Genomic DNA, 20,197 nt, shown 5'->3' with positions numbered 1-20,197 from the left:
CGCGCAGATCCTGTCCTGCGCGATCGAGATGTTCGGCGAGCGCCCCTACGCGGCGGTGTCGACCGCCGAGCTGGCCCAGCGGGCCGGGGTGGCGCGCGGGCTGATCAACCACTACTTCGGCAACAAGCGCGACCTGTATTTGGCGGTGGTGCGCCGCATGGTCACGCTGCCGCGGCCGGAGAAGATGGCGGTGCCCACCGGATCGCTGCGGGAACGAGTGGACGCCAGCGTGGCGTGGCTGCTCGACACCATCGGCGAGCACGGCAGCACCTGGGTCAAGGTCACCGGCCACGAAGGCGTCGGCGACGATCCGGAGGTGCAGCGCATCCTCGACGAGGCCGACTACGCCGCCGCCGACCGCATGGTGGCGATGATGGGTCTCGACGATTCGCTGCATTCGGCCGAATTGCGGGCCTTGGTGCGCTGTTACGGCGGTCTGGTCAAGGCCGCCGGGCGCGAATGGATCGTGCGCGGCAGCCTGACTCGCGAGCAGGTGCACCACCTGCTCGCCGACGCTCTCACCACGCTGGTGGCCGAGACGTTCCCGAAGGTCGACGCGAACCCCTAGACGTTCGTGAGCTCCTCGACCTGCCAGTGCACCCCCGTGGTGGCGAGCTGGTCGAGGAAGCTCGCGGCGTCGAAAGCCTGCGCGGGCGCGAGGGTTCCGGCCGCAGCGCCGTCGAGCGCGAGACGGCGTGCGGCCTCGACGGCGATGACCGCGGTGGCCGCGTACGGGTCGAACCCGCTCACCCAGCCTCGCGCCCGGCTGCCATCGACACCGGTCGCCTCGGCCAGGACCAACCAGCGCGACGCGGCCAGGGCGTCGGCGTCGGGGATCTCGGGAATCGTCTCGGCGACGTCACCACCCAGGCCCGCGAAGATCTCACCCATCTCGGTGCGGATCACCCCGCGCACGATCGGGGTGTCGAGGTGGCGGGGGATGGTGTAGACGCCCGGCAATGCCAGCGGCGTCACCGACACCGGGTCCGGTTCGCCGGGCTCGCTGAGGGTGGTGGCCGATGCGTTGGCCGATTGCCATGTCCGGTCGCGGTATTCGACCTGATCGAGCACGGCGATGGCGGCCATCGATCGGGCCGTGCCGCGCGAGGCCGCGCCCGGGCGGCGCAGATCGGCGATGCGGACCTCCCGTAGCGGCGCGTCGAGGCGGGCGGCGGTGAGCGCGGCGATGAGATCACCGGGCACACCGTCATCGGTGACGGCCGGAACGACCGCCACCCCGGCCTGTTTCGCGGGCTCGTCATAGGTGGTCAGAATCGTGTGCAGGTAGGCGGGTTCGCCGGTGGTGTCGATGTAATGGCGGCGGGCGGCGATCGCGGCCCGCACCACCGGCTCACCCCACAGGGTGAACGGTCCGGCGGCGTTGACGACCGCGTCGCTGTCGGCGAAGGCGGCGGCCAGGGCGGCGGTGTCGTCGAGGGCGGCCACCCGGATCTCGGCGTCGGGGACGCCGGTGCGGGCGGCGACGGCCCGCAACCGGGTCTCGTCGCGGCCCACCAGGATGGGGGACAGGTCGCGGCGCGCGAGTTCGGCGACGATGAGCGAACCGGTGAAACCGCTCGCGCCGTGCACGGCAATACGCATGGGGACAACTCCATCGGGTGAGGGGATGCGGCCGGGAATCGGCTCGCAACCCACGCTAGGCACGCCCGCTCGGACGATCCATGCTCGACAGTCCGGTCCCGATGTCCGATCGTCCGGGGCCGCGGGCGCCGCCGGTACGGTGGGATCCGTGGACATCCTCAGTGACGCGGTCGCCGCGATGCGGCTGGGCACACCGCATTCCAACCGCACCGTCCGGCACGGCAGCTGGCGCACCCACTTTCCCGCCGCCGGCAACAGCGCCGGTTTCCATGTCGTGCTGCAAGGTTCGTGCTGGCTGCTGCCCGACGACGGCGACCCGATCCACCTCCAGGTCGGTGACGTCGCGTTCATGCCGCGCAGCCGCGGCCACGCCATCACCGACCGCCCCGACAGCGATCCCGGCCCCGCCACGGTCGGACCCGACACCGTATTGCTGTGTGGCGCTTACTCTCTCGACAACGCCCGCCCGCACCCCGCGCTGGCCGAGCTGCCCGATGTGATCCATCTGCCCGCCCGCGTCGGCCACCACAGCCCGCTGCGCGCCGCGATCGACCTGCTCGGCCACGAACTCGACACCGGCGACGGATCCGGGGCCATCGCGCCCCTGCTCGAAGTGCTGCTGCTGTTCCTGCTGCGCGCCTGGCACCAGGCCCACCCCTCCGACACCGGCTGGGTCGGCGCGCTGCGCGACCCGGCCGTGCACACCGCCCTGCAAGCCATCCACGCCGACCCCGCCGAATCATGGACCGTGCAATCGTTGGCCGACCGAGCGGGCGTGTCGCGGTCGGTGTTCGCGCAACGGTTCACCGCCACCCTGGGCATCGGCCCGCTCACCTATCTGACCTGGTGGCGCATGACCGGCGCGGCTCGGCTGCTACGAGACACCGACCTGCTGCTGCGCGTCGTGGCCGAAAAGTCCGGGTACACCTCCGAATACGCGTTCGCCAAAGCGTTCAAACGCGAATTCGGGGTCGCACCGGGAAGATTTCGCGCCGAGGAATGCAATCCGATCATGAACCGTTGAGGCCCGGTATGGCATTCGACGGCTTGGGAACATTCGGTGTGTGGCAGCCCTATCCGCAGTTCACCCCGGAATCCGCGCGGGAGATCGAGGAACTCGGCTATGGCACGATCTGGCTGGGCAGTTCCCCGCCCGCCGAGTTCGACGGCTACGAGCAACTGCTCGCCGCCACTGAATCACTGGTGGTCGCCACCAGCATCGTCAATGTGTGGGCCTCGGCGCCCGAAGCCGCCGCCGACACCTACCTGCGCCTGGACGAGAAATTCCCCGGACGCTTCCTGCTCGGCATCGGCGCGGGCCACCGCGAACACACCGCCGACTACACCAAACCCTATGACGCGCTGGTCGACTACCTCGACGTCCTCGACGCCCGCGGCGTCCCCCAGCACGGTCGCGCCCTGGCCGCCCTCGGCCCGCGCGTGGCGCGCCTGGCCCGTGACCGGACCATAGGCGCCCTGCCCTATTTGACGGTCCCCGACCATACCGCGGAACTGCGCGGCATCCTCGGCCCCGAGGCCCTGCTCGCGGTCGAACACAAAGTGGTCCTCGACGACGACCCGGCCCGCGCCCGCACCCAGGGTCGCGACCGCGCCGGCTTCTACCTCGGGTTGAGCAACTACACCAACAACCTGCGCCGATTCGGACTCGACGACACCGACCTCACCGCCCCCGGCAGCGACCGCTACGTCGACGCCGTCGTCGCCCACGGCACCGCCGACCAGGTCGCCGACCGCTTGAACCAGCACCTGCGTGCCGGAGCCGACCACGTCGCCATCCAGGTCCTCGGTGACGACGCCACCGCGGTCCTGCGCGCCCTGGCCCCCGTTCTCACCGCGGACCGGGACTGACACCGATTCCGGGCGACAGGCATGATGCATGTCGCCCGGAATCAGCCGCTTTCACTGCTTTTCGAGCCCGTTCACGGCTTTCTCCAGCCGGGAAGCCCGCGTTTTCGCCGTTCTCGTGCGCAGTACGTCCAACACGATCAGGTACTGGCCTGTGCGGTCGAGCGCCTCGAACGCGGTTCGCGCCCGCGGCCGCGCCGCCAAGGCCGACGCCAAATCCTCGGGCACGGTGAAGTTCGCCTGCGACGGATACGCCGCCGCCCACCGCCCGTCCACGCGCGCCGCCTCCACTTCCGCGAGCCCCGGCCCCCGCATCCGCCCCGCCGCCGTCAACGCCGCCACCTTGTCGACGTTCACCTGCGACCAGAAGCTTCCGGGCCGCCGCGGCACATACTTCTGCAGATAGAACTCGCCATCGAGTCCCTTGCGCTGCCCGGAGATCCAGCCCCAGCACAACCCCACATCCACCGCCTCGTCCTCGGACAGCGACGCGATCCCCGATCCCTTCTTCGCCATCCGAATCCACACCCCCTTCGCGCGCCCGTGATTGACCTCGAGCCAGGCATCGAACGCCTCCGCATCACCGAACGCCACCGAATCCATACCCGCCACTGTCGCAGACCGCACCGACACCACCGCGGATCGCCGCGACCGGGCCACGCGACGCGACATCACCGGCTGCCCTCAACGACACGAGCCCCCACCCTGTTCGCGCTGCGCACCGTACCCAGCGTCCGGTCCCTCCGCGAAGAAGCCTCCGCCCTCATCAGCGCCGACCGCACCATCGACCTCGCGGCACTGGAGCGCACCTTCGCCATCCGCATCAACGACGGCGTCGCCGCGATCCTGGTCACCGCCGCCCTTGCCGCCCTGCTGGTTTCACGAACCCCCTACGTCGGGCTGGTCCCGCACCGGCTCGCCGCCCACTACGGCGACACGTTGGGCCTGCGCTGGTTCGACATTCCCGCACCCCTGCCCGAAGTCGACATCCGGTGCGCTGGCACGCCCGCCTCGACGCCGACCCCGCTCAACGCTGGCTCCGCGAGACTCTGCACACCGCACTGGGTTCGCCGGGCGCATAACAGTTCCCACTTCGCCAGGTCCGAAACCCCCAATCCCGCTCCAGAATTGTCCCAGACACACCTTGCCGGGGTGGTGGTGGCGCCGCTACCGTGGATCGATGACGACCCACAGCTCCGCCACCGCTGCCGGACTGCCCGCCGGAGTGCACGGCACCGCCGACCCCCGATTCGATTCCGCCATACGGACATTCGCCCGCGTCCTGGCCGGACGCCGCGGCAACGGCGGCGCACTCGCGGTGTATCAGGACGGCGAACTGGTCGTCGACATCCACGCCGGCGCCGCCGACGCGCACGGCACACCCTGGACCGCCGACACCGGCGCCATGGTGTACTCGGCGTCCAAGGGTGTCTCGGCCACCGTCCTCGCGCGTCTGGCCGATCGCGGCCTGCTCGACTACGACGCCCCCGTCGCCGAATACTGGCCCGAATTCGCCGCCAACGGCAAAGCCCGCATCACCGTCACCGAACTGCTCAGCCACCGCGGCGGACTCTCGGGCCTGCCCGCCGTCACCCCCGACGACGTCCTCGACCACGAACTCATGGAACAACGCCTCGCGGCCGCGAAACCCGATCACCTGCTGGGCAAACCGATCTACCACGCGCTCACCATCGGCTGGCTCATGGCCGGTCTCGCCCGCGCCATCACCGGCCACGACATGACCCGCCTCTACCGCAGCGAGGTCGCCGAACCCCTCGGCGTCGACGGCATCCACCTGGGCCGCCCGCCCGCCGGATCCCGCACCCGCCCCGCCGACCTGGTCGGATCGCTGAAAAACCTGGCCGAGCACACCATTCCGGGCCCGGTCGCCACCGCCGTCCCGCAACTGCCGCGCCTGCTGCGCTCCCCGATCTCCTCCATCTACGTCCCCGGCCTGGAATCGATCTTCCGCGGCGACCGCCCCGCCATCCTCGACACCGCCCTGCCCGCCGGCAATGCCGTGTGCACCGCGCCCGCCCTGGCCAAGATGTACAGCGCCCTCGCCGGCGGTGGCACCGTCGACGGCCGCAGCTACCTGTCGCCGGAAACCGTTCGGGGCCTGCAACGCATCCGCACCTACCGGCTCGACCGCGCCCTGGTCATCCCGTTCTGGCATGTCGGCTACCACAGCTTCCCGTCCCCGCACGCCCCGCGCGGCTACGGACACATGGGGTTGTTCGGATCGATGGGCTGGGCCGACCCCGACTCCGGTGTGGCGGTCGGATTCGTGCACAACCGCATGTCCGCGGGCTGGAGTCCGGTCGACCAAACCCTGTTCGTGGCCCTGCTGCACCTGATCCTGCGCGGCGCCCGCCAACCCGCCGCGCTCGCCGTCGAGCGCACCGCCGGAGCCGCCTGAGCCGCGAGTCGATCTTGCCCACTGCTGCAACGGGTTCTAGATTGGCTGCATGCAGGGGGAGTCGAACCACAAGCTGGCCATCCGAAACGTTCGAATCTTCGACGGCCACACCATCACCGCACCGACCACCGTCGTCATCGACGGCACCGTCATCGGAACCGACCCCGTCGGCGCCGAACACCTCGACGCCGACGGGGCCATCCTCATCCCGGGCCTCATCGACGCCCACATCCACCTCGACAGCCCGCACGCGCTGGATACCTATGCCGCCCACGGCGTCACGACCGCACTCGACATGGGATCGGTCGACACCGCCCTGATCGAGCAGGCGCGCGCCCGCACCGCCACGACCACCCTGCGCTGCGCCGGAGCGCCGATCATCGGTTCCGTGGGCGTGCACGCCCACGTCCCCGGCATCGCCGAGGTCGGCATCATCCGCCACCCCGACGACGCCGAAGCCATGGTGGCGCACCGTGTCTCGACCGGCAGCGACTACATCAAGCTGATTCTGGAAGCACCCGGCGAAGGCGGCCCCGACGCCGACACCACCAAAGCCGTCGTCACCGCCGCCCACGCCCGCGGCCTGACCGTCGTCGCCCACACCTCCACCCCCGGCGCGTACGCCATGGCCATCGACGCCGGAGTCGACGCCCTGACCCACGTCCCCATCGGCGCCCGCCTGCCCGCCGCCGACATCGACCGCCTGGCGACCGGCGCCCACGTGGTGATCCCCACCCTCGTCATGATGGAAGGCGTCGCCGACATCCACGGCGTCGCACAGTATTTCCCGGCGTCGCTGAAAACCGTCGGCGTCCTGCACGCCGCGGGCGTCCCCATCCTCGCCGGCACCGACGCCAACCAGATGACCGGCATCCCCGTCCACCCACCCCACGGCGCGAGCCTGCATCACGAACTCGAGCTCCTCGTCCGGGCCGGACTCACCCCCGCCGACGCCCTCAACGCCGCCACGACCCTGCCCGCCCGCCACTTCGGCCTCACCGACCGCGGCGCCATCGCCCCGGGCCTGCGCGCCGACCTGGTCCTGCTCGACGCCGACCCCCTCGCCGACATCACCGCCACCCGCGCCATCCGCAAGATCTGGTGCGCGGGAACCGAACACGCACCCGCGCAGACACTCTCGGCCTAGCCCATGCCCGCCACCCGTCGGCGTCGGGCCCGCGTGTGGGCACTGTTCCTCGCCGGATCGGCGGGAAGCTAGTCGGCGTCCTTGCGGGCTTTGCTCGGCTGCACGCGCGGCGGCTCATTGGGCATCTTCGGATACACGGGCGGCCACGGGGCATCCATCAAGCCCGCGGCCATGTCCTTGTCCGACATCTCCAACAGCGGAGCCAGCGACTGCGGGGTGCGGTCGGCCCACGGATCGCCCAGTTCGGCGACACGGGCGGGAACGGTGGCGATGGTCAGGTCATCGGGCACGATCGTGGCCAGCTCGTCCCAGAAGATCGGGGTCGAGACCTGCGCGCCGACCTTCGGGCGCGCGCACCACGCGCCGAAAACCGTTTTGTGCGGGGCATTCTGGTTGAAATCGACGAACACCCGCGAGCCGCGCTCCTCTTTCCACCACGCCGCGGTGATGTCGTCGGGATGACGGCGTTCGAGTTCACGGGCCAGCGCGACCGCCGCCGCCCGAACCTGGTAGCCGTCCCATTCCGGCTTCAACATCGCGTACAGGTGCAGGCCCCGCGAACCGGAGGTCTTCACGCGCACATCGATACCCAGTTCCGTGCACAACTCGCGGGTCGCGAACGCCGCGGCCCGCAGATCGTCGAAACCGATGCCGGGGGAGGGATCCAGATCGATGCGCAGCTCATCGGTGACGCCGGTCGGCGGCAGCACATTCCCCGCCGCGTCGAGCACCGGCGGGAACGTGGACGCCGCCTCGGCGCCGGCGTGGGTGGGCCAGACGTGGAACCCCAAGCAGCCCAGGTTGACCGCCCATACGATATGCGCCATATCGACCGCGACCAGCGCGTCACTGGTGGTGCCGTTGGGGGTGGACACGACTGTGGTCTGCAACCAGTCCGGCGCCGAGGACGGAACCCGCTTCTGGAACCACGACTTGCCCGACGCCCCGTCCGGGTAGCGCTCCAGCAGCACCGGCCGCCCGCCGATGGTCCGCATGATCGGATCGGCAACGGCCAGATAGTAATTCACCAGATCCAGCTTGGTGTCCCCGCGCTTGGAGAAATACACCTTGCCCGGATTCGACACCGGCACCGTGCGCCCGGCGACCTCGATCTGCACCGAATCACTCACCGCGCGGTCCCTTTCGACTTTCTGGCCTCGTCGAAGATATCGGCCAGCTCGGCGGGCGCGACCTCGTCGAGCTGAGCGTAGGTGCACGACTCGGGGGTGCGGTCGCTACGGAACCGCACCAGCCGCCCGCCGTGGCGGAACCGCCCGGCCATCACATGCTCGTAGCGCACCTCCGCCACCAGCTCCGGCCGCAACGCCTCCCACGACAGATCCTTGCCGCCGGTCCAGCGGCTCACCCCGCCCGGCATCTTCCCGTCCGCCTTGGTCTGGGCGGCGGCATCGGCCCAGGAACGCCACGGATGATTCTCCAGGGCGTTCTCCCGCAACGGGGCCAGCTCGTCGACCAGTTCCTTGCGCCGGGCCGCGGTGAACGACGACGCCACCCCGACATGATGCAGAGTGCCCTCGTCGTCGAACAGGCCCAGCAGCAGCGACCCCACCCCTCGGCCGTCCTTGTGCCAGCGGAACCCGGCCACCACGCAGTCGGCGGTCCGCTCATGCTTGATCTTGAGCATCACCCGCTTGTCCTGCAGATACGCCAGATCCGACGCCTTGGCCATCACCCCGTCGAACCCCGCGCCCTCGAACCGGGTGAACCAGTCCGCGGCGACATCGGGATCATCGGTGATCGGCGTCAGATGGGTGCCCGGATGCGAGCCGTCGAGCACCGTCTCGAGCAGGGCGCGCCGCTCGGCGAACGGCCGCCCGGTCAGATCCTCGTCACCCAACGCCAGCAGGTCGAAGCCCACGAAACTGGCGGGGGTCTCCGCGGCCAGCTTCGTCACCCGCGACGCCGCCGGATGCAGCCGCTGCTGCAGCGTGTCGAAATCCAGGCCGTTCTCGGTGACGACCACGATCTCCCCGTCCACCACGCACCGCGGCGGCAGCGCCTGACCCAGTAGTTCCACCAGTTCGGGGAAATACCGGGTCAGGGGCCGGTCATTGCGGGAACCCAGCTCGATCTCGGGTCCATCGCGGAACACGATGCAGCGGAAGCCGTCCCATTTCGGTTCGAACCGCAACCCCGCATCCCGGGGCAGCTCCGACACCGATTTGGCCAGCATCGGTTTCACCGGCGGCATGACGGGCAACAGCACACGGCCTCCTCGGTTCGCGGCGGATCCGAGACCGATCGTAATGCGAACCGGTCAGTTTTCGAGCCACCCGTGCGCGTCGGCGAACGAGGTGAGCCGATCCCGAATCGTGATGATCTCCGCCGCCGTCAACTGCGGCGAGGCATCCAACAGCAGTTCGGTGATCAACCGGCGATGCTCGGCCGCGGTCATCTGCCCCGCCGCGCGATGCTCCTTGGCCTTGTGCCGCACCGGCGCCGCGGCCTGACCCGGCACCACCGCCAGATTGATCGCCTTCGGACCCCGATCACCCTCGGTCACATCGAATTCGAAAACCCGCCCCTGGCGCAGCTCGTCCTCATCCAACCCGATGTCGTTGACATGCACGAACACATCCGGGCCGCCGTCTTCCGGACGGATGAACCCGAAACCCCGAGAGCTGTCGAACGACACCAATTTCCCGATGGACACCTAAACACCCGCTCCTCGTCGCCGCGTCCCTCTGGCGGTCACTCTAGTCCGCGGGCTGATCATTGTTGGAGGAAAGTGCCTTTTGCAACGAATTGAAGACCGTCAACCCCTGGCCCACCATCCCGTTGACGATCTCCGACACCCCGTCGGGACCATTGAGCACCGTCAGGTTCGCCTTCGACAGCCCGCCCGCGGCCTGCTTGACGATCTCGGGCAACTGCTCGATCAGCAGCTGATCGAGCGCGATCCGATTGTTCGACGCCGCCGCCTCGGCCTGGATCCGGGTGCGATCGGCCTCGGCCTCGGCGAGAATGCGCACCCGATCCGCCTCCGCCAGAGCGGGTTTGACCACCTCGGCCTGCAACTGCTGCTCCCGCAGCTCCGCCTGCTTGCGCGCCTGCTCGGCCTGGGCGGCGAGCACCTCCTGCATGGCGGTGGCCTGCGCCAGCGGACCCGCCTGCGCGGCTTCGGCATTGGCCTTGTCGATATCGCGCTGATACTGTGCCCGCAGGATCGCGGTCTCGCGCTGATACTCGGCCTGCTTGCGCTGGGACTCCTGCTCGGCCTGGGCGGCCAGCTGGGCGGCGGCGGCCTGCGCGATCTGCGCGTCACGCTGCACCGCGGCATTGTGCGGGGCGGCCAGGGCGGAGATGTAGCCCAGATTGCCGTCGTCGATGTGCTGGATCTGGAACGAGTCCACCCACAACCCGATATTGCTCATCTCCACCTTCGAGGCCACCAGCACCTCGTCGGCCAGCTTCTGGCGCTCGCGAATGATCTCCTCGACCGTCATCGACCCCACGATCGAGCGCAGATGACCGGAGAAGATGCGCCCGGTCAGTACACTCATCTCCTTCTCCTGCTCGGACAGGAACCGTTGCGCCGCATTGACGATCGACTGCTCGTCATTGGCGACCTTGAACGCGATCACCGCCCGCACATCGAGCTGGATGGCCTGCTTGGTGACGCAGCGTTCCCCGATCTCGGCCTCGAACATCGCCAGCGACAGATACCGCACCTTGCGGAACAACGGCACCACCCAGGCGCCGTGACCGATGATCACCCGGAACGGCGCGCCGCCGTCCTTGCCGTGACGGCCGCCGCTGACCAGCATGGCCTCATCGGGATCGGGTACGTGATAACCCAGCATCGTGTGTGACTCCCCTCGAACGTGGTTCGAACCATTTCCGAACAATCAATCGCCCGGAAGCGGGACCCACGCAACAACATCGACGACACGACCGGGATGAACGGCGACCACCAGCACCGACGCACCGGCGGACAGCGGCTCGCGGGCACGCGCGATGTAGAGCTCGGTTCCCCCTCGGATGGCGACCTGCACCTCACCCAGGGCTCCCTCGCCCCGGATCGGCGAGGTCAGCGTACCGGTCAGGCCCACTACCGGGTCGGTCATCGAGAGTGTTCTCCTCGCCGTACTTCGCTGAGAACGCCAGGGTACGCGCGGTGCGCGTGGGGTTCGGCGGTCCGCCGCGCACTTGCTTCAAGGTTGCTACCGCTCGGTATGCTTTGGGAATTCGACTCCGAAGCGACCTGTCCGCGGTAGAGAGGACCTGCGCATGGGCACCGAGAGAAAAATGTGCTGGTTTCACGGCCGACCGGCTGGCAGGCTGAAGCGGTGACCACCCCTCCGGATACCAAGGCGGCCGACTCCGCCGACGACAAGCTGGACATCGGCGTCTTCAAAATCGCCGGTGTCGTGGTGCTCGGCGCCATCATGTCGATCCTCGACGTCACGGTCGTGACCGTCGCCATCCCCACCTTCCAGCACGACTTCAACACGACCTACGCCATCGCCGCCTGGTCCATGACCGGCTACACCCTCGCGCTGGCCACCGTCATCCCCCTCACCGGCTGGGCCGCCGACCGATTCGGTACCAAACGCCTCTACATGATGGCGCTGGTGTTCTTCGTGATCGGCTCGGTGCTGTGCTCGACAGCCTGGAACATCGAGTCCCTCATCGCCTTCCGCGTCATCCAGGGTCTCGGTGGCGGCATGCTCATGCCGCTGGGCATGACGATCATGACCCACGCCGCGGGCCCCACCCGCATCGGACGCGTCATGGCCGTGCTCGGCGTGCCCATGCTGCTGGGCCCCATCGGCGGCCCCATCCTGGGCGGCTGGCTCATCGACTCCTTCAGCTGGCACTGGATCTTCCTGATCAACCTTCCCATCGGCATCATCGCGCTGGTCCTGGCCTACACGATCTTCCCGCGCGACAATCCCGAACCGTCGCAGAGCTTCGACTTCCTGGGCATGCTGCTCGCCTCGCCCGGTCTGGCCGCCTTCCTGTTCGGTGTGTCCTCCATCCCCGGTGAAGGCACCATCAAGTCGGCCAAGGTGCTCATCCCCGCCATCATCGGCGCGGGTTTGCTGATCGCGTTCGTCTTCCACGCGCTGCGCACCGAACACCCGCTCATCGACCTGCGGCTGTTCAAGAACAAATCGCTGCGCTACGCCGTCATGACCATGACCCTGTTCGCCATGGCGTTCTTCGGCTCCGGTCTGCTGCTGCCCTCGTATCTGCAGCAGGTGCGCGGTGAATCCACGCTGGCCGCCGGTCTGCTCATCGCACCGCAGGGCTTGGGCGCGATGCTGACCATGCCGATCGCCGGCCGCCTGGTCGACAAGATCGGTCCCGGCAAGATCGTGCTCACCGGTATCTCGATCATGACGTTGTCGATGGCCGCGTTGACCCAGGTCAAGGCCGACACTCCCTATCCGATGCTGTGCGGGGTGCTGTTCATCATGGGTCTGGGCATGGGCTGCACCATGATGCCGACGATGACCGCCGCCATCCAGACCCTCACCCACGGTGAGGTCGCGCGGGGTTCCACCCTGATGAACATCGTCAACCAGACGGCCGGGTCCATCGGCACCGCAACCATTTCCGTGGTGCTGACCACCCTGCTCAACCACCGGCCCGAAGCCAAGATGGCCATCGGATCGCACTACGATCCACGCATCTCCCAGCAGGTTCCGCCGCAGGTCCTCGCTGACGGCTTCGATCAAGCCGCCCAGGCGTTCGCCCACACCTTCGTGGTGGCCACCGTGCTGCTGCTGGCGACGCTGGTCCCGGCGTTCTTCCTGCCGCGCACCAAACCGGCCACCCCGGCCGCGGCCGACGCACCCGCGGTCGTGCACTGAGATAACACCGTCGAGAGCCCACCCGGAAGAGGTTGTCCCGGGTGGGTTTTCGCGTTTCTCAGCGCCGCGGCCCCGAGCTTGCCAGGTGTTCGGCGTAGAAGAACAGCAGCCCCGTCGCCGCCGAAATCGCCGCCAGCAGCCAGAACCGGATGATCACCGTGGTCTCCGGCCAGCCGGTCAGCTCGAAATGATGATGGAACGGGGCCATCTTGAACACCCGGGTGCGCGTGGTGCGGAACATGACGATCTGCAAGGCCACCGACGCGATCTCGGCCACGAACAACGCGCCGACCGCGACCATCAGCAGTTCGGTGCGCGTGGTGATCGACAACCCGGCCAGCAGCCCGCCCAACGCCAGCGACCCCGTGTCGCCCATGAAGATCTTCGCCGGAGCCGCGTTCCACCACAGGAATCCCACGCACGCCGCCGCGCCCGCCGCGCACACCACCGACAGATCCAGCGGATCACGCACCGTGTAGCAGCCCGGCACCGCCCGGGTCGCGCATGCGTGCGCGTACTGCCAGAACGTGATCAGCACATACGAACCCAGCGCCAACCCCACCGAACCGGCCGCCAAACCATCCAGGCCGTCGGTGATATTGACCGCGTTCGACCACGCCACCACGATGATGCACGCCACCAGCAGGAACCCCGCCACCGCCAGCGACACCGTGGAAATGTCGCGCACGATCGAGATCTGCTTGCTGCCCGGCGTCAGCCCCGACCCGCCGCGGAACCGCAACGCCAGCACCCCGAACACCACCGCCGCGCACAACTGCCCGACCAGCTTGCCCGACGCCGTCAACCCCAGCGAGCGCCGCTGCGACAACTTGATCGCGTCATCGGCGAACCCCACCGCCCCCAACGCCGTCGCCAGCCCCAGCACCAGCAGCCCCGACGCCGACGCGCCCCGCCCGTCGAAATGCCGCCCCACCAGCGTCGCCGCCCCGTACCCGCACCAGATCGCGACCAGGATCGCCAACCCGCCCATGGTCGGGGTGCCCCGCTTGGACAGATGACTCGACGGGCCGTCCGGGCGGATCGCCTGCCCCCACCGCTGCCGCGTGAACAGCCGAATCAGCAACGGCGTCACCGTGATCGACACCACCAGCGCCACCAGCGCCGCCACCAGAATCTGCCGCATCGCACCCCCTCGAAACCCGAAATCCGGTCACATGCTAACCGCCGCCGGAACGAAAGGGGCCCCCGTGATTGTTAGCGTGAGATATGACCACCCCGGGTGCGCGCCGCGACCAACTGCGAGAGTTCCTGCGCGACAGACGCGCCCGCATCACCCCCGACCGGGTCGGACTCCCCACCGCCGGCCGCCGCCGCACCCCCGGCCTGCGCCGCGAAGAACTCGCCCTCCTCGCCGGAGTCGGCGTCTCCTGGTACACCTGGCTCGAACAGGGCCGCGATATCACCGTTTCCACCGACGTCCTCGACGCCATCGCCGCCGCCCTGCTCCTCGATGACACCGAACGCGCCCACCTGTATGTCCTTGCCGGCCTCAACCCGCCCTGCCGCGGCGGCGACACCGGTGGCGACATCACCCCCGAAACCCGCAACCTGCTCGACGCCTGGGGAACCCGCCCCGCCGTCCTGCGCGACCGCTACTGGACCGTCCTGGCCTACAACGACGCCGCCCGCGCCGTCTTCGGCTACGACGGCCCCGGTCACAACTGCCTCATCACCTACTTCACCAACCCCCGCTACCTGGCCATGATCGACCACTGGCGGCAGGCCGCCCCCGCCGTCGTCGCCGCCTACCGCGCCGACACCGCTCCCTGCCCCGACGACCCCGGCTTCGACGCCATCATCACCGACCTGGCCCATCGCAGCCCCGAATTCGCGGCCTTGTGGTCGCGCCACGACGTCGGCACCCCCACCCAAGCAGTCAACGCCCTCCAACACCCCGAAGTCGGCGAACTCCACTTCGACACCACCACATTGACCCTCGCCGACCGCCCTGACCACCACATAGTCCTCTACAACCCCCGCCCGAACACCGCCACCGCCGAAGCCCTCGACCACCTCCACCGCCTCCGCCTGGCACCACCCGCGTGAACGGCACCTCGACCGGTGTGCCCTGGACGAACGTCTAGGGGTTCGGGCGGTCGTCTGTAGCGGAACGGGTTGCGGGGAAAAGTCTTTCGACAGCGGTCACGATGGCCGCGCGGCGCGCGAGGGCGAACTCCGACTGCGTACCGGTAGCGGCGGAGTTGTCCACGCCGAGCCGGTCGGCCCAGGCCATGGCGAGTTGATTGACGAACATCAGGATGTCGAGCGGATCCCAGGACGGATCGAGGTGTCCATCCTGCTGGGCGCGGCGGATCTGCGCGGTCTTGCGGATCGCCGTGTCGCGGGTGGCGTCGTCGGGATCGGTGCCGGCGAATTCGAGTTGGCCCCAGCGCATCAGGAGAAGGTTCTCGCGGTGGGCGGTGAAGTAGTCGTGGATGCGGCCCGCATAGCCCGGTAGGTCGGTCGGGTCCAGGCGGGTGGCCTCGGCGACGGCGTCGAGTTCCTGGGCGGCGATGAAGCGGTAGAGCTCTTCTTTGCTGCGGAAGTACGCGTACACGCGTTCCTTGCTGGTCTTGGCCGCCTTCGCGATGCGGTCGACCCGCGCCCCGGCGATCCCGTGCCGCGCGAACTCGCTCTTACCCGCTTCGAGGATGCGGTCGCGGGTCGAATCGGCGCGGGAAGGGCTGGTCATACCCCCGATCCTAGCAAAACCGAACTGTTTGGTTTGACGGGTGCGGCAGCCACGCGTAGCGTCAAACCAAACAGTTCGGTTTGACAGGAGGCGCCCATGCAGCGCAGGACACTCGGCACCCAGGGCCTGACCGCCTCGGCGATGGGCTACGGATCGATGGGCACGGTCGTCGGTTACGGCGCGACCGATGACGAGCAGTCGGTCACCGCGATTCGGCGCGCACACGAGCTCGGCGTCGACTTCTTCGACACCGCCGAGATGTACGGATGGGGTGAGGGAGAGAAGCTGCTGGGCCGCGCGCTGTCCCCGGTGCGCGACGAGGTGGTGATCGCCACCAAATTCGGGTTCACCCGCGCGTTCGGCACCGATTCGCGCCCCGAGCACATCCGTGAGGTCGTGGAGAACAGTCTGCGCAACCTCGCCGTGGACAGCATCGATCTGCTGTATCAGCACCGCGTGGACCCGGCGGTCCCGATCGAGGACGTCGTGGGCGCCATGGCCGAGCTCGTCGCAGCGGGCAAGGTGAAATACCTCGGACTGTCCGAGGCCGGGCCCGAACAGATCCGCAAAGCCCATGCGGTGCACCCGATCTCGGTCCTGCAGACCGAGTACTCGATCTTCGCCCGCGACGCCGAACCACTGTTCGGGCTGCTCGAGGAACTCGGCATCGGGTTCATCGCCTATTCCCCGCTCGCCCGCGGCTTCCTCACCGGTGCCGTGCAACCGATCGACGACTACGACCCCACCGACTTCCGCCGCCGCCTGCCCTGGTGGAGCCCGGAGAACTACGACACCAACATCGACATCGTCGAGCAGCTCACCCAACTCGCGAAATCCCACGGCGCCACCGTGTCCCAGCTGGCACTGGCCTGGCTGCTGGCGCAGCAGGACTACATCGTCCCGATCCCCGGGTCCCGCAATCCGGACCGCGTCACCGAGAACATCGCGGCCGCGGACCTCGTCCTCAGCGCCGCGGACCTCGCCCGAATCACCGATATCGCACCCACCGGCGGACACGGTGGCCGCGGCACACCCTCGCCCTGGCTCTGACCTACTCGCCGTTGGCGCGTCGTGGCCATCCAGCGCGACCGCGGCCACGGAAGGTGGTGGTGTCACACCCACGATAAGCACGCACTGTTTGCCCACCGCGCAGCCCGGCACGCTGAAGGCATGACGCACAACGGAAACCGGTTCGAGAACAAGATCGCACTCATCACCGGCGGCAGCAGTGGTATGGGACTGGCCACCGCGCATCGGCTCATCGCCGAAGGCGCGCAGGTGATCATCACCGGCCGCGACAAGGCCCGCCTGGACGCCGCGGTCGGCGAACTGGGGGAGCGCGCCACCGCGGTGGCTGGTGATGCCACCGATTCCGAGGATCTGGCCACGCTGGCGCGCACCGTCATCGAACGCTTCGGCCGCCTCGACGTCGCGTTCGTCAATGCGGGCGTCGGCGCGTTCCAGCCGTTCACCACCGTCACCCCGGACGAATTCGACCGGATCGTCGCCCTCAACTTCAAGTCGGCGTTCTTCACCGTCCAGCACATGCTCCCGCTGCTGTCGGCGGGGGCCGCGATCGTCATCAACGCCTCCTTCGCCACCTACCGTGGTGCGCCCGGCACCGCGCTCTACACCGCCACGAAGGCCGCGGTCCACTCGCTGGCCCGCACCCTCGCGGCGGAGTTGGCCCCCAAGGGAATTCGTGTCAACTCGATCAGTCCGGGCTACACCGACACCCCGGCCTTCCGCGCCGAGACCACTCCCGAGACTCAGAACGAGGCGGCCTCGCGGGTTGCGCTCGCCCGCATCGGCACCTCCGACGACGTGGCCGCCGCGGTCGCCTTCCTGGCCTCCGCCGACGGCTCCTACGTCACCGGACAGGACCTGCTCGTCGACGGCGGCCTCACCACCGTCATCCCCTCCGCCATGGTCTGAGCCGGGTACGCGCCATTGCCGCGAACGGTGGGGAAAGCGCTGTTCACTGCTCGGTTTCCACCGGCCGCGGCACCGTGCGCCAGCCGACGCTGGTCACCGACGGCTCCAGGCTCAGGCGGCTCACCGCGGACTCCATCTGGCGATCGTCGCGACGATCGCCGGTGAGCTCGGCCCGCACCTGCACCCGCCCCGGGGACGTGTCATGACTCGAGATGGACACCAGCCGGAAGTCGGTGCGCGTCAACGACTGCACCAGCAACGCCCGCACCTGCGCCTCGTGCGCGTCGTCGGTGTCGGCGTGAAAGCCGTACAACGCGTCCTGCGCGTCGGTGCCGTCGGCGAGCGGACGATCCACCGACCGCGCGACCGTGCGGAGCGCGGTATTGACCACCACCACCGCGACCGTGCCCGCCGCCGCCGTCGAGTACATGCCCGCACCCGCCAGCGCGCCCACCGCGGCCGAACACCACAGGGTGGCAGCGGTATTGAGGCCGCGGATATTGAACCCGTCGCGCAGGATCACGCCCGCGCCCAGGAACCCGATACCCGAAACGATCTGCGCCGCAACGCGGGTCGGGTCGGCGGTGGCGCCGTTGAAGCCGTGCGCGGACAGCAGCACGAACAGGGTCGCACCGGCGGCGACCAGTGCGTTGGTGCGCAGCCCGGCCATGCGGGCCCGGAACTGGCGCTCGAATCCGATGATCGCGCCCAACCCGACACCGGTGGCCAGGCGGAGCAGCATTTCCCAGGTGGTCATCTCGATCTCCCAGCGGAGGACGGCGCACTCGGAAGTCGGACGCTACCGGGTGTGCGGCAGCGGCCGGAGGATTAATGGAGTGTCGCCTGGTGAACGATTGGCTAACGGAACTCGGTCCGGTCCATCGGGCACGACCGCCACCTCCTCGACATAAGCGCACAGCGTGACCACAGGTCACGTACATGCCGGGGGGAGTGGGACCGGCGGGGAATCGCCGGCACGGGTACCACCCCTCGTAAGACCTTCAGCACTCCACGGCGTAACCCGCCACCAGGGCGGGAGCCGGTCGGGGCATCCCCTTAGCTCGGGGAAGCCTGTCCTGATCCGGGGCGTCTCTCGACGTTCGGGATCGCCGGCCTGTATCCGTGAAGGAGCCTCAGCTAACGACGGCACCTTGCGTCAGCGAGTAAACACCCCCGCGCCGCGCCGCGCAACCCGATGTGACCGCGGTCGCCCGCATCCACGCCGCAACCGCTTCGGTGGGAGAGTCAGCGATACATGCCGCGATAGGCGTCGATGGTCGCCACCAGATGGTCCACGATCTGTTCGCGCGTGGCGCGCAGCGTGCCATTGAGCCATGCCGAGAACATGCCCGCATTACCGCTGGCCATGGTGACCGCGGCCAGTCGCCGCCGCACCGGATCGTCGATGTGGGCGAACAGATGATCCTGGATCAGGCGGGTGAACGCGGGCATCACCGCGATCGTGGTCTGCCCCAGCCCCGTCGACGAATACGGCTCCACCAGGAACAGCCGCGACTTGCGCGGATCCTGCAGCACCTTGTCCACCAGCGCTTCCGACAGCGCGCGATCCCGATCGCGATCATCGGCGACCGCGAAGGCCGTCATCGGATCCAGGAACTCGTCGGCGATCTGGCGATACAGCACATCGAGCAGTTCGTCGCGGCTGGCGAAGGATTCGTAGAAATAGCGGTCGGTCAGCGTGGCGCGTCGGCACACCGCGCGCATGGTGACCGCGCCCGCCCCGGATTCGCCGATCAGGTCCAGTGCGGCCTCGAGCAGCGCGGTGCGGCGCGCCTCACGGCGTTCGGTGAGGGTCGTTCCGCCCCAGATGCGGGGCTCCTCGGCGGGAGGCTGCTCGGTCTGCACCGGGTCAAGAGTAATGCCCGGGCCCGGGTGTGAGCGCACACCCGGCCCCGGACCGGCTCACTTGGTGACCACGCACGCGCTGCCGAGGTTGATGCCGGTGCCGACGGTGATCACTGCCCACTGCGAGCCGTTGTAGGTCCAGGCCTGCACGTAATGGGTGCCCGTGGAGGTCGGCGTCCAGCTCGAGGTGGCGGTGCCGCCGCTGCCCAGACCGAACTGCTGCGGACTGAACGTCGCCGAGGCGCTGTCGTAGAGCCACACGTACTCGTTGGGGCTGCCGTTGACGGTGACGGTGTAGGCGCAGTTGGTGCCGTAGCCGCCGCCGATGCTGGTGCCGGTCGCGATGGTCACGCTGCTGACGTAGGCCGACGCGTCGGGCGCGGCGAGCACGAGCGCCGCGGCCGCGGCACTAGAGGTGGCGAACACGGACACGGCCGAGGTGCGTGAGCGGATCATTGTCGATCATCTCCCCAGATGAACGGGATGAATGAGAGTACTGCGACGCCATTGGCGCATAGAGGCAAGTGTCCGGGTTCAGCACCCCCGACACGCGCGTATCGGCCTACTCGGTGCGAACCGGTCGCCCCGCCAACGCAATTCGTGATCTCCGGCAATCAGTCGGCTGTCCATGACCTAGGCCGAAAGGTGGGGTTTCCCCTAACTATCCCCTAATTCGCTTGCTCGCAGCGCAATTCAGCTACCACATCGCTAACGTTCCGATTGTCCGAATCGCCCGGGTGGCGAAGCGCAGACACCCACCGGTGATCGGACACCGCGCGAGTCCTCTTCCCCGAGACTCGCCTCCCGCG

General features: G+C 68.7%; 21 protein-coding genes and 1 riboswitch. Of the genes, 9 read left to right on the top strand and 12 right to left on the bottom strand.

What is annotated here, in order from left to right:
• Window positions 1-568, top strand: a 568-nt coding sequence (locus ACFV4K_RS25610; RefSeq protein ID WP_379278287.1) for a TetR/AcrR family transcriptional regulator, incomplete at its 5' end; no start/stop codon positions are given.
• Here ACFV4K_RS25610 and ACFV4K_RS25605 read toward each other — a convergent pair.
• Window positions 565-1,602, bottom strand: a complete 1,038-nt coding sequence (locus tag ACFV4K_RS25605) for a saccharopine dehydrogenase family protein (protein ID WP_379278286.1) — start codon at window positions 1,600-1,602, stop codon at window positions 565-567. The two genes, ACFV4K_RS25610 and ACFV4K_RS25605, sit on opposite strands and share 4 nt — an antisense overlap.
• A 148-nt stretch (window positions 1,603-1,750) precedes the next feature.
• On the opposite strand from ACFV4K_RS25605, the gene ACFV4K_RS25600 reads away from it, so the two are divergent.
• Together ACFV4K_RS25600 and ACFV4K_RS25595 are read left to right on the top strand one after the other, a co-directional pair.
• Window positions 1,751-2,626, top strand: a complete 876-nt coding sequence (locus ACFV4K_RS25600; RefSeq protein ID WP_379278285.1) for an AraC family transcriptional regulator — start codon at window positions 1,751-1,753, stop codon at window positions 2,624-2,626.
• Window positions 2,627-2,634: 8 nt separating this feature from the next.
• Window positions 2,635-3,471 (top strand): LLM class F420-dependent oxidoreductase, encoded by an 837-nt coding sequence (locus ACFV4K_RS25595; protein WP_379278284.1) that lies wholly within the window; start codon window positions 2,635-2,637, stop codon window positions 3,469-3,471.
• A 51-nt stretch (window positions 3,472-3,522) separates the two neighbouring features.
• On the opposite strand, the gene ACFV4K_RS25590 is transcribed toward ACFV4K_RS25595, so the two are convergent.
• Window positions 3,523-4,071, bottom strand: coding sequence for a YdeI family protein (locus tag ACFV4K_RS25590; protein WP_379278283.1), 549 nt, complete (start codon window positions 4,069-4,071; stop codon window positions 3,523-3,525).
• A 577-nt stretch (window positions 4,072-4,648) separates the two neighbouring features.
• Here ACFV4K_RS25590 and ACFV4K_RS25585 point away from each other — a divergent pair.
• Both ACFV4K_RS25585 and ACFV4K_RS25580 read left to right on the top strand, forming a co-directional pair.
• Window positions 4,649-5,887 (top strand): serine hydrolase domain-containing protein, encoded by a 1,239-nt coding sequence (locus ACFV4K_RS25585; RefSeq protein ID WP_379278282.1) that lies wholly within the window; start codon window positions 4,649-4,651, stop codon window positions 5,885-5,887.
• 49 nt (window positions 5,888-5,936) lie between these two features.
• Window positions 5,937-7,034, top strand: coding sequence for an amidohydrolase family protein (locus ACFV4K_RS25580; protein WP_379278280.1), 1,098 nt, complete (start codon window positions 5,937-5,939; stop codon window positions 7,032-7,034).
• A gap of 68 nt (window positions 7,035-7,102) precedes the next feature.
• On the opposite strand, the gene ACFV4K_RS25575 is transcribed toward ACFV4K_RS25580, so the two are convergent.
• From ACFV4K_RS25575 to ACFV4K_RS25555, 5 genes are read right to left on the bottom strand one after another with little or no spacing between them, the layout of a single operon-like run.
• Window positions 7,103-8,164, bottom strand: coding sequence for a DNA polymerase domain-containing protein (locus tag ACFV4K_RS25575; protein WP_379278278.1), 1,062 nt, complete (start codon window positions 8,162-8,164; stop codon window positions 7,103-7,105).
• Window positions 8,161-9,261, bottom strand: coding sequence for an ATP-dependent DNA ligase (locus tag ACFV4K_RS25570; RefSeq protein ID WP_379278277.1), 1,101 nt, complete (start codon window positions 9,259-9,261; stop codon window positions 8,161-8,163). Before ACFV4K_RS25570 ends, ACFV4K_RS25575 begins: the two co-directional genes overlap by 4 nt.
• Window positions 9,262-9,312: 51 nt before the next feature.
• The gene (locus ACFV4K_RS25565; protein ID WP_357082156.1) at window positions 9,313-9,708 is read right to left on the bottom strand and encodes a cold shock domain-containing protein; all 396 of its coding nucleotides are present in this window, start codon (window positions 9,706-9,708) and stop codon (window positions 9,313-9,315) included.
• A 43-nt stretch (window positions 9,709-9,751) separates the two neighbouring features.
• Window positions 9,752-10,858, bottom strand: a complete 1,107-nt coding sequence (locus ACFV4K_RS25560; protein ID WP_357276824.1) for an SPFH domain-containing protein — start codon at window positions 10,856-10,858, stop codon at window positions 9,752-9,754.
• Window positions 10,859-10,903: 45 nt separating this feature from the next.
• Window positions 10,904-11,122, bottom strand: coding sequence for a hypothetical protein (locus ACFV4K_RS25555; protein WP_357082152.1), 219 nt, complete (start codon window positions 11,120-11,122; stop codon window positions 10,904-10,906).
• 222 nt (window positions 11,123-11,344) lie between these two features.
• Here ACFV4K_RS25555 and ACFV4K_RS25550 point away from each other — a divergent pair, with 222 nt between their 5' ends.
• On the top strand, window positions 11,345-12,874 hold the full coding sequence (locus ACFV4K_RS25550; RefSeq protein ID WP_379278274.1) for a DHA2 family efflux MFS transporter permease subunit: 1,530 nt from the start codon (window positions 11,345-11,347) through the stop codon (window positions 12,872-12,874).
• A 58-nt stretch (window positions 12,875-12,932) separates the two neighbouring features.
• On the opposite strand, the gene mraY is transcribed toward ACFV4K_RS25550, so the two are convergent.
• Window positions 12,933-14,018: a phospho-N-acetylmuramoyl-pentapeptide-transferase gene (gene mraY, locus ACFV4K_RS25545; RefSeq protein WP_379278272.1), complete on the bottom strand. Its 1,086-nt coding sequence runs from the start codon at window positions 14,016-14,018 to the stop codon at window positions 12,933-12,935.
• 83 nt (window positions 14,019-14,101) lie between these two features.
• Between mraY and ACFV4K_RS25540 the strand changes: the two genes are divergently transcribed.
• Window positions 14,102-14,941, top strand: coding sequence for a helix-turn-helix transcriptional regulator (locus ACFV4K_RS25540; RefSeq protein WP_379278270.1), 840 nt, complete (start codon window positions 14,102-14,104; stop codon window positions 14,939-14,941).
• Between the two features lie 34 nt (window positions 14,942-14,975).
• On the opposite strand, the gene ACFV4K_RS25535 is transcribed toward ACFV4K_RS25540, so the two are convergent.
• Window positions 14,976-15,587, bottom strand: coding sequence for a TetR family transcriptional regulator (locus ACFV4K_RS25535; protein WP_379278268.1), 612 nt, complete (start codon window positions 15,585-15,587; stop codon window positions 14,976-14,978).
• Window positions 15,588-15,683: 96 nt separating this feature from the next.
• Between ACFV4K_RS25535 and ACFV4K_RS25530 the strand changes: the two genes are divergently transcribed.
• Together ACFV4K_RS25530 and ACFV4K_RS25525 are read left to right on the top strand one after the other, a co-directional pair.
• Entirely contained in the window at window positions 15,684-16,637 is a 954-nt protein-coding gene (locus ACFV4K_RS25530; protein WP_379278267.1) for an aldo/keto reductase, read from the top strand.
• A gap of 120 nt (window positions 16,638-16,757) precedes the next feature.
• On the top strand, window positions 16,758-17,522 hold the full coding sequence (locus ACFV4K_RS25525) for an SDR family NAD(P)-dependent oxidoreductase (protein WP_379278265.1): 765 nt from the start codon (window positions 16,758-16,760) through the stop codon (window positions 17,520-17,522).
• 43 nt (window positions 17,523-17,565) lie between these two features.
• On the opposite strand, the gene ACFV4K_RS25520 is transcribed toward ACFV4K_RS25525, so the two are convergent.
• The 3 genes from ACFV4K_RS25520 to ACFV4K_RS25510 form a co-directional block, all read right to left on the bottom strand.
• Entirely contained in the window at window positions 17,566-18,279 is a 714-nt protein-coding gene (locus ACFV4K_RS25520) for an MgtC/SapB family protein (RefSeq protein ID WP_379278263.1), read from the bottom strand.
• A gap of 221 nt (window positions 18,280-18,500) precedes the next feature.
• A riboswitch (M-box (ykoK) riboswitch) is annotated at window positions 18,501-18,674 on the bottom strand.
• A 93-nt stretch (window positions 18,675-18,767) separates the two neighbouring features.
• The gene (locus tag ACFV4K_RS25515) at window positions 18,768-19,388 is read right to left on the bottom strand and encodes a TetR/AcrR family transcriptional regulator (RefSeq protein ID WP_379278262.1); all 621 of its coding nucleotides are present in this window, start codon (window positions 19,386-19,388) and stop codon (window positions 18,768-18,770) included.
• 57 nt (window positions 19,389-19,445) lie between these two features.
• On the bottom strand, window positions 19,446-19,844 hold the full coding sequence (locus ACFV4K_RS25510) for a hypothetical protein (RefSeq protein WP_379278261.1): 399 nt from the start codon (window positions 19,842-19,844) through the stop codon (window positions 19,446-19,448).
• Window positions 19,845-20,197 lie beyond the last annotated feature (353 nt).

Source organism: Nocardia sp. NPDC059764 (assembly GCF_042732555.1).
Taxonomy (GTDB): domain Bacteria; phylum Actinomycetota; class Actinomycetes; order Mycobacteriales; family Mycobacteriaceae; genus Nocardia.
The sequence above is the reverse complement of the archived record's forward strand: the minus strand, read 5'-3'. Positions and strand labels throughout refer to the sequence as shown.

Excerpts from the sequence above, each read along its gene's own strand:
- ACFV4K_RS25535 (WP_379278268.1), bottom strand. The coding sequence starts at position 15,587 with ATGACCAGCCCTTCCCGCGCCGATTCGACCCGCGACCGCATCCTCGAA.
- ACFV4K_RS25595 (WP_379278284.1), top strand. The coding sequence starts at position 2,635 with ATGGCATTCGACGGCTTGGGAACATTCGGTGTGTGGCAGCCCTATCCG.
- ACFV4K_RS25510 (WP_379278261.1), bottom strand. The coding sequence starts at position 19,844 with ATGATCCGCTCACGCACCTCGGCCGTGTCCGTGTTCGCCACCTCTAGT.
- ACFV4K_RS25605 (WP_379278286.1), bottom strand. The coding sequence starts at position 1,602 with ATGCGTATTGCCGTGCACGGCGCGAGCGGTTTCACCGGTTCGCTCATC.
- ACFV4K_RS25590 (WP_379278283.1), bottom strand. The coding sequence starts at position 4,071 with ATGGATTCGGTGGCGTTCGGTGATGCGGAGGCGTTCGATGCCTGGCTC.
- ACFV4K_RS25580 (WP_379278280.1), top strand. The coding sequence starts at position 5,937 with ATGCAGGGGGAGTCGAACCACAAGCTGGCCATCCGAAACGTTCGAATC.
- ACFV4K_RS25525 (WP_379278265.1), top strand. The coding sequence starts at position 16,758 with ATGACGCACAACGGAAACCGGTTCGAGAACAAGATCGCACTCATCACC.
- mraY (WP_379278272.1), bottom strand. The coding sequence starts at position 14,018 with ATGCGGCAGATTCTGGTGGCGGCGCTGGTGGCGCTGGTGGTGTCGATC.
- ACFV4K_RS25530 (WP_379278267.1), top strand. The coding sequence starts at position 15,684 with ATGCAGCGCAGGACACTCGGCACCCAGGGCCTGACCGCCTCGGCGATG.
- ACFV4K_RS25555 (WP_357082152.1), bottom strand. The coding sequence starts at position 11,122 with ATGACCGACCCGGTAGTGGGCCTGACCGGTACGCTGACCTCGCCGATC.
- ACFV4K_RS25560 (WP_357276824.1), bottom strand. The coding sequence starts at position 10,858 with ATGCTGGGTTATCACGTACCCGATCCCGATGAGGCCATGCTGGTCAGC.
- ACFV4K_RS25540 (WP_379278270.1), top strand. The coding sequence starts at position 14,102 with ATGACCACCCCGGGTGCGCGCCGCGACCAACTGCGAGAGTTCCTGCGC.
- ACFV4K_RS25585 (WP_379278282.1), top strand. The coding sequence starts at position 4,649 with ATGACGACCCACAGCTCCGCCACCGCTGCCGGACTGCCCGCCGGAGTG.
- ACFV4K_RS25520 (WP_379278263.1), bottom strand. The coding sequence starts at position 18,279 with ATGACCACCTGGGAAATGCTGCTCCGCCTGGCCACCGGTGTCGGGTTG.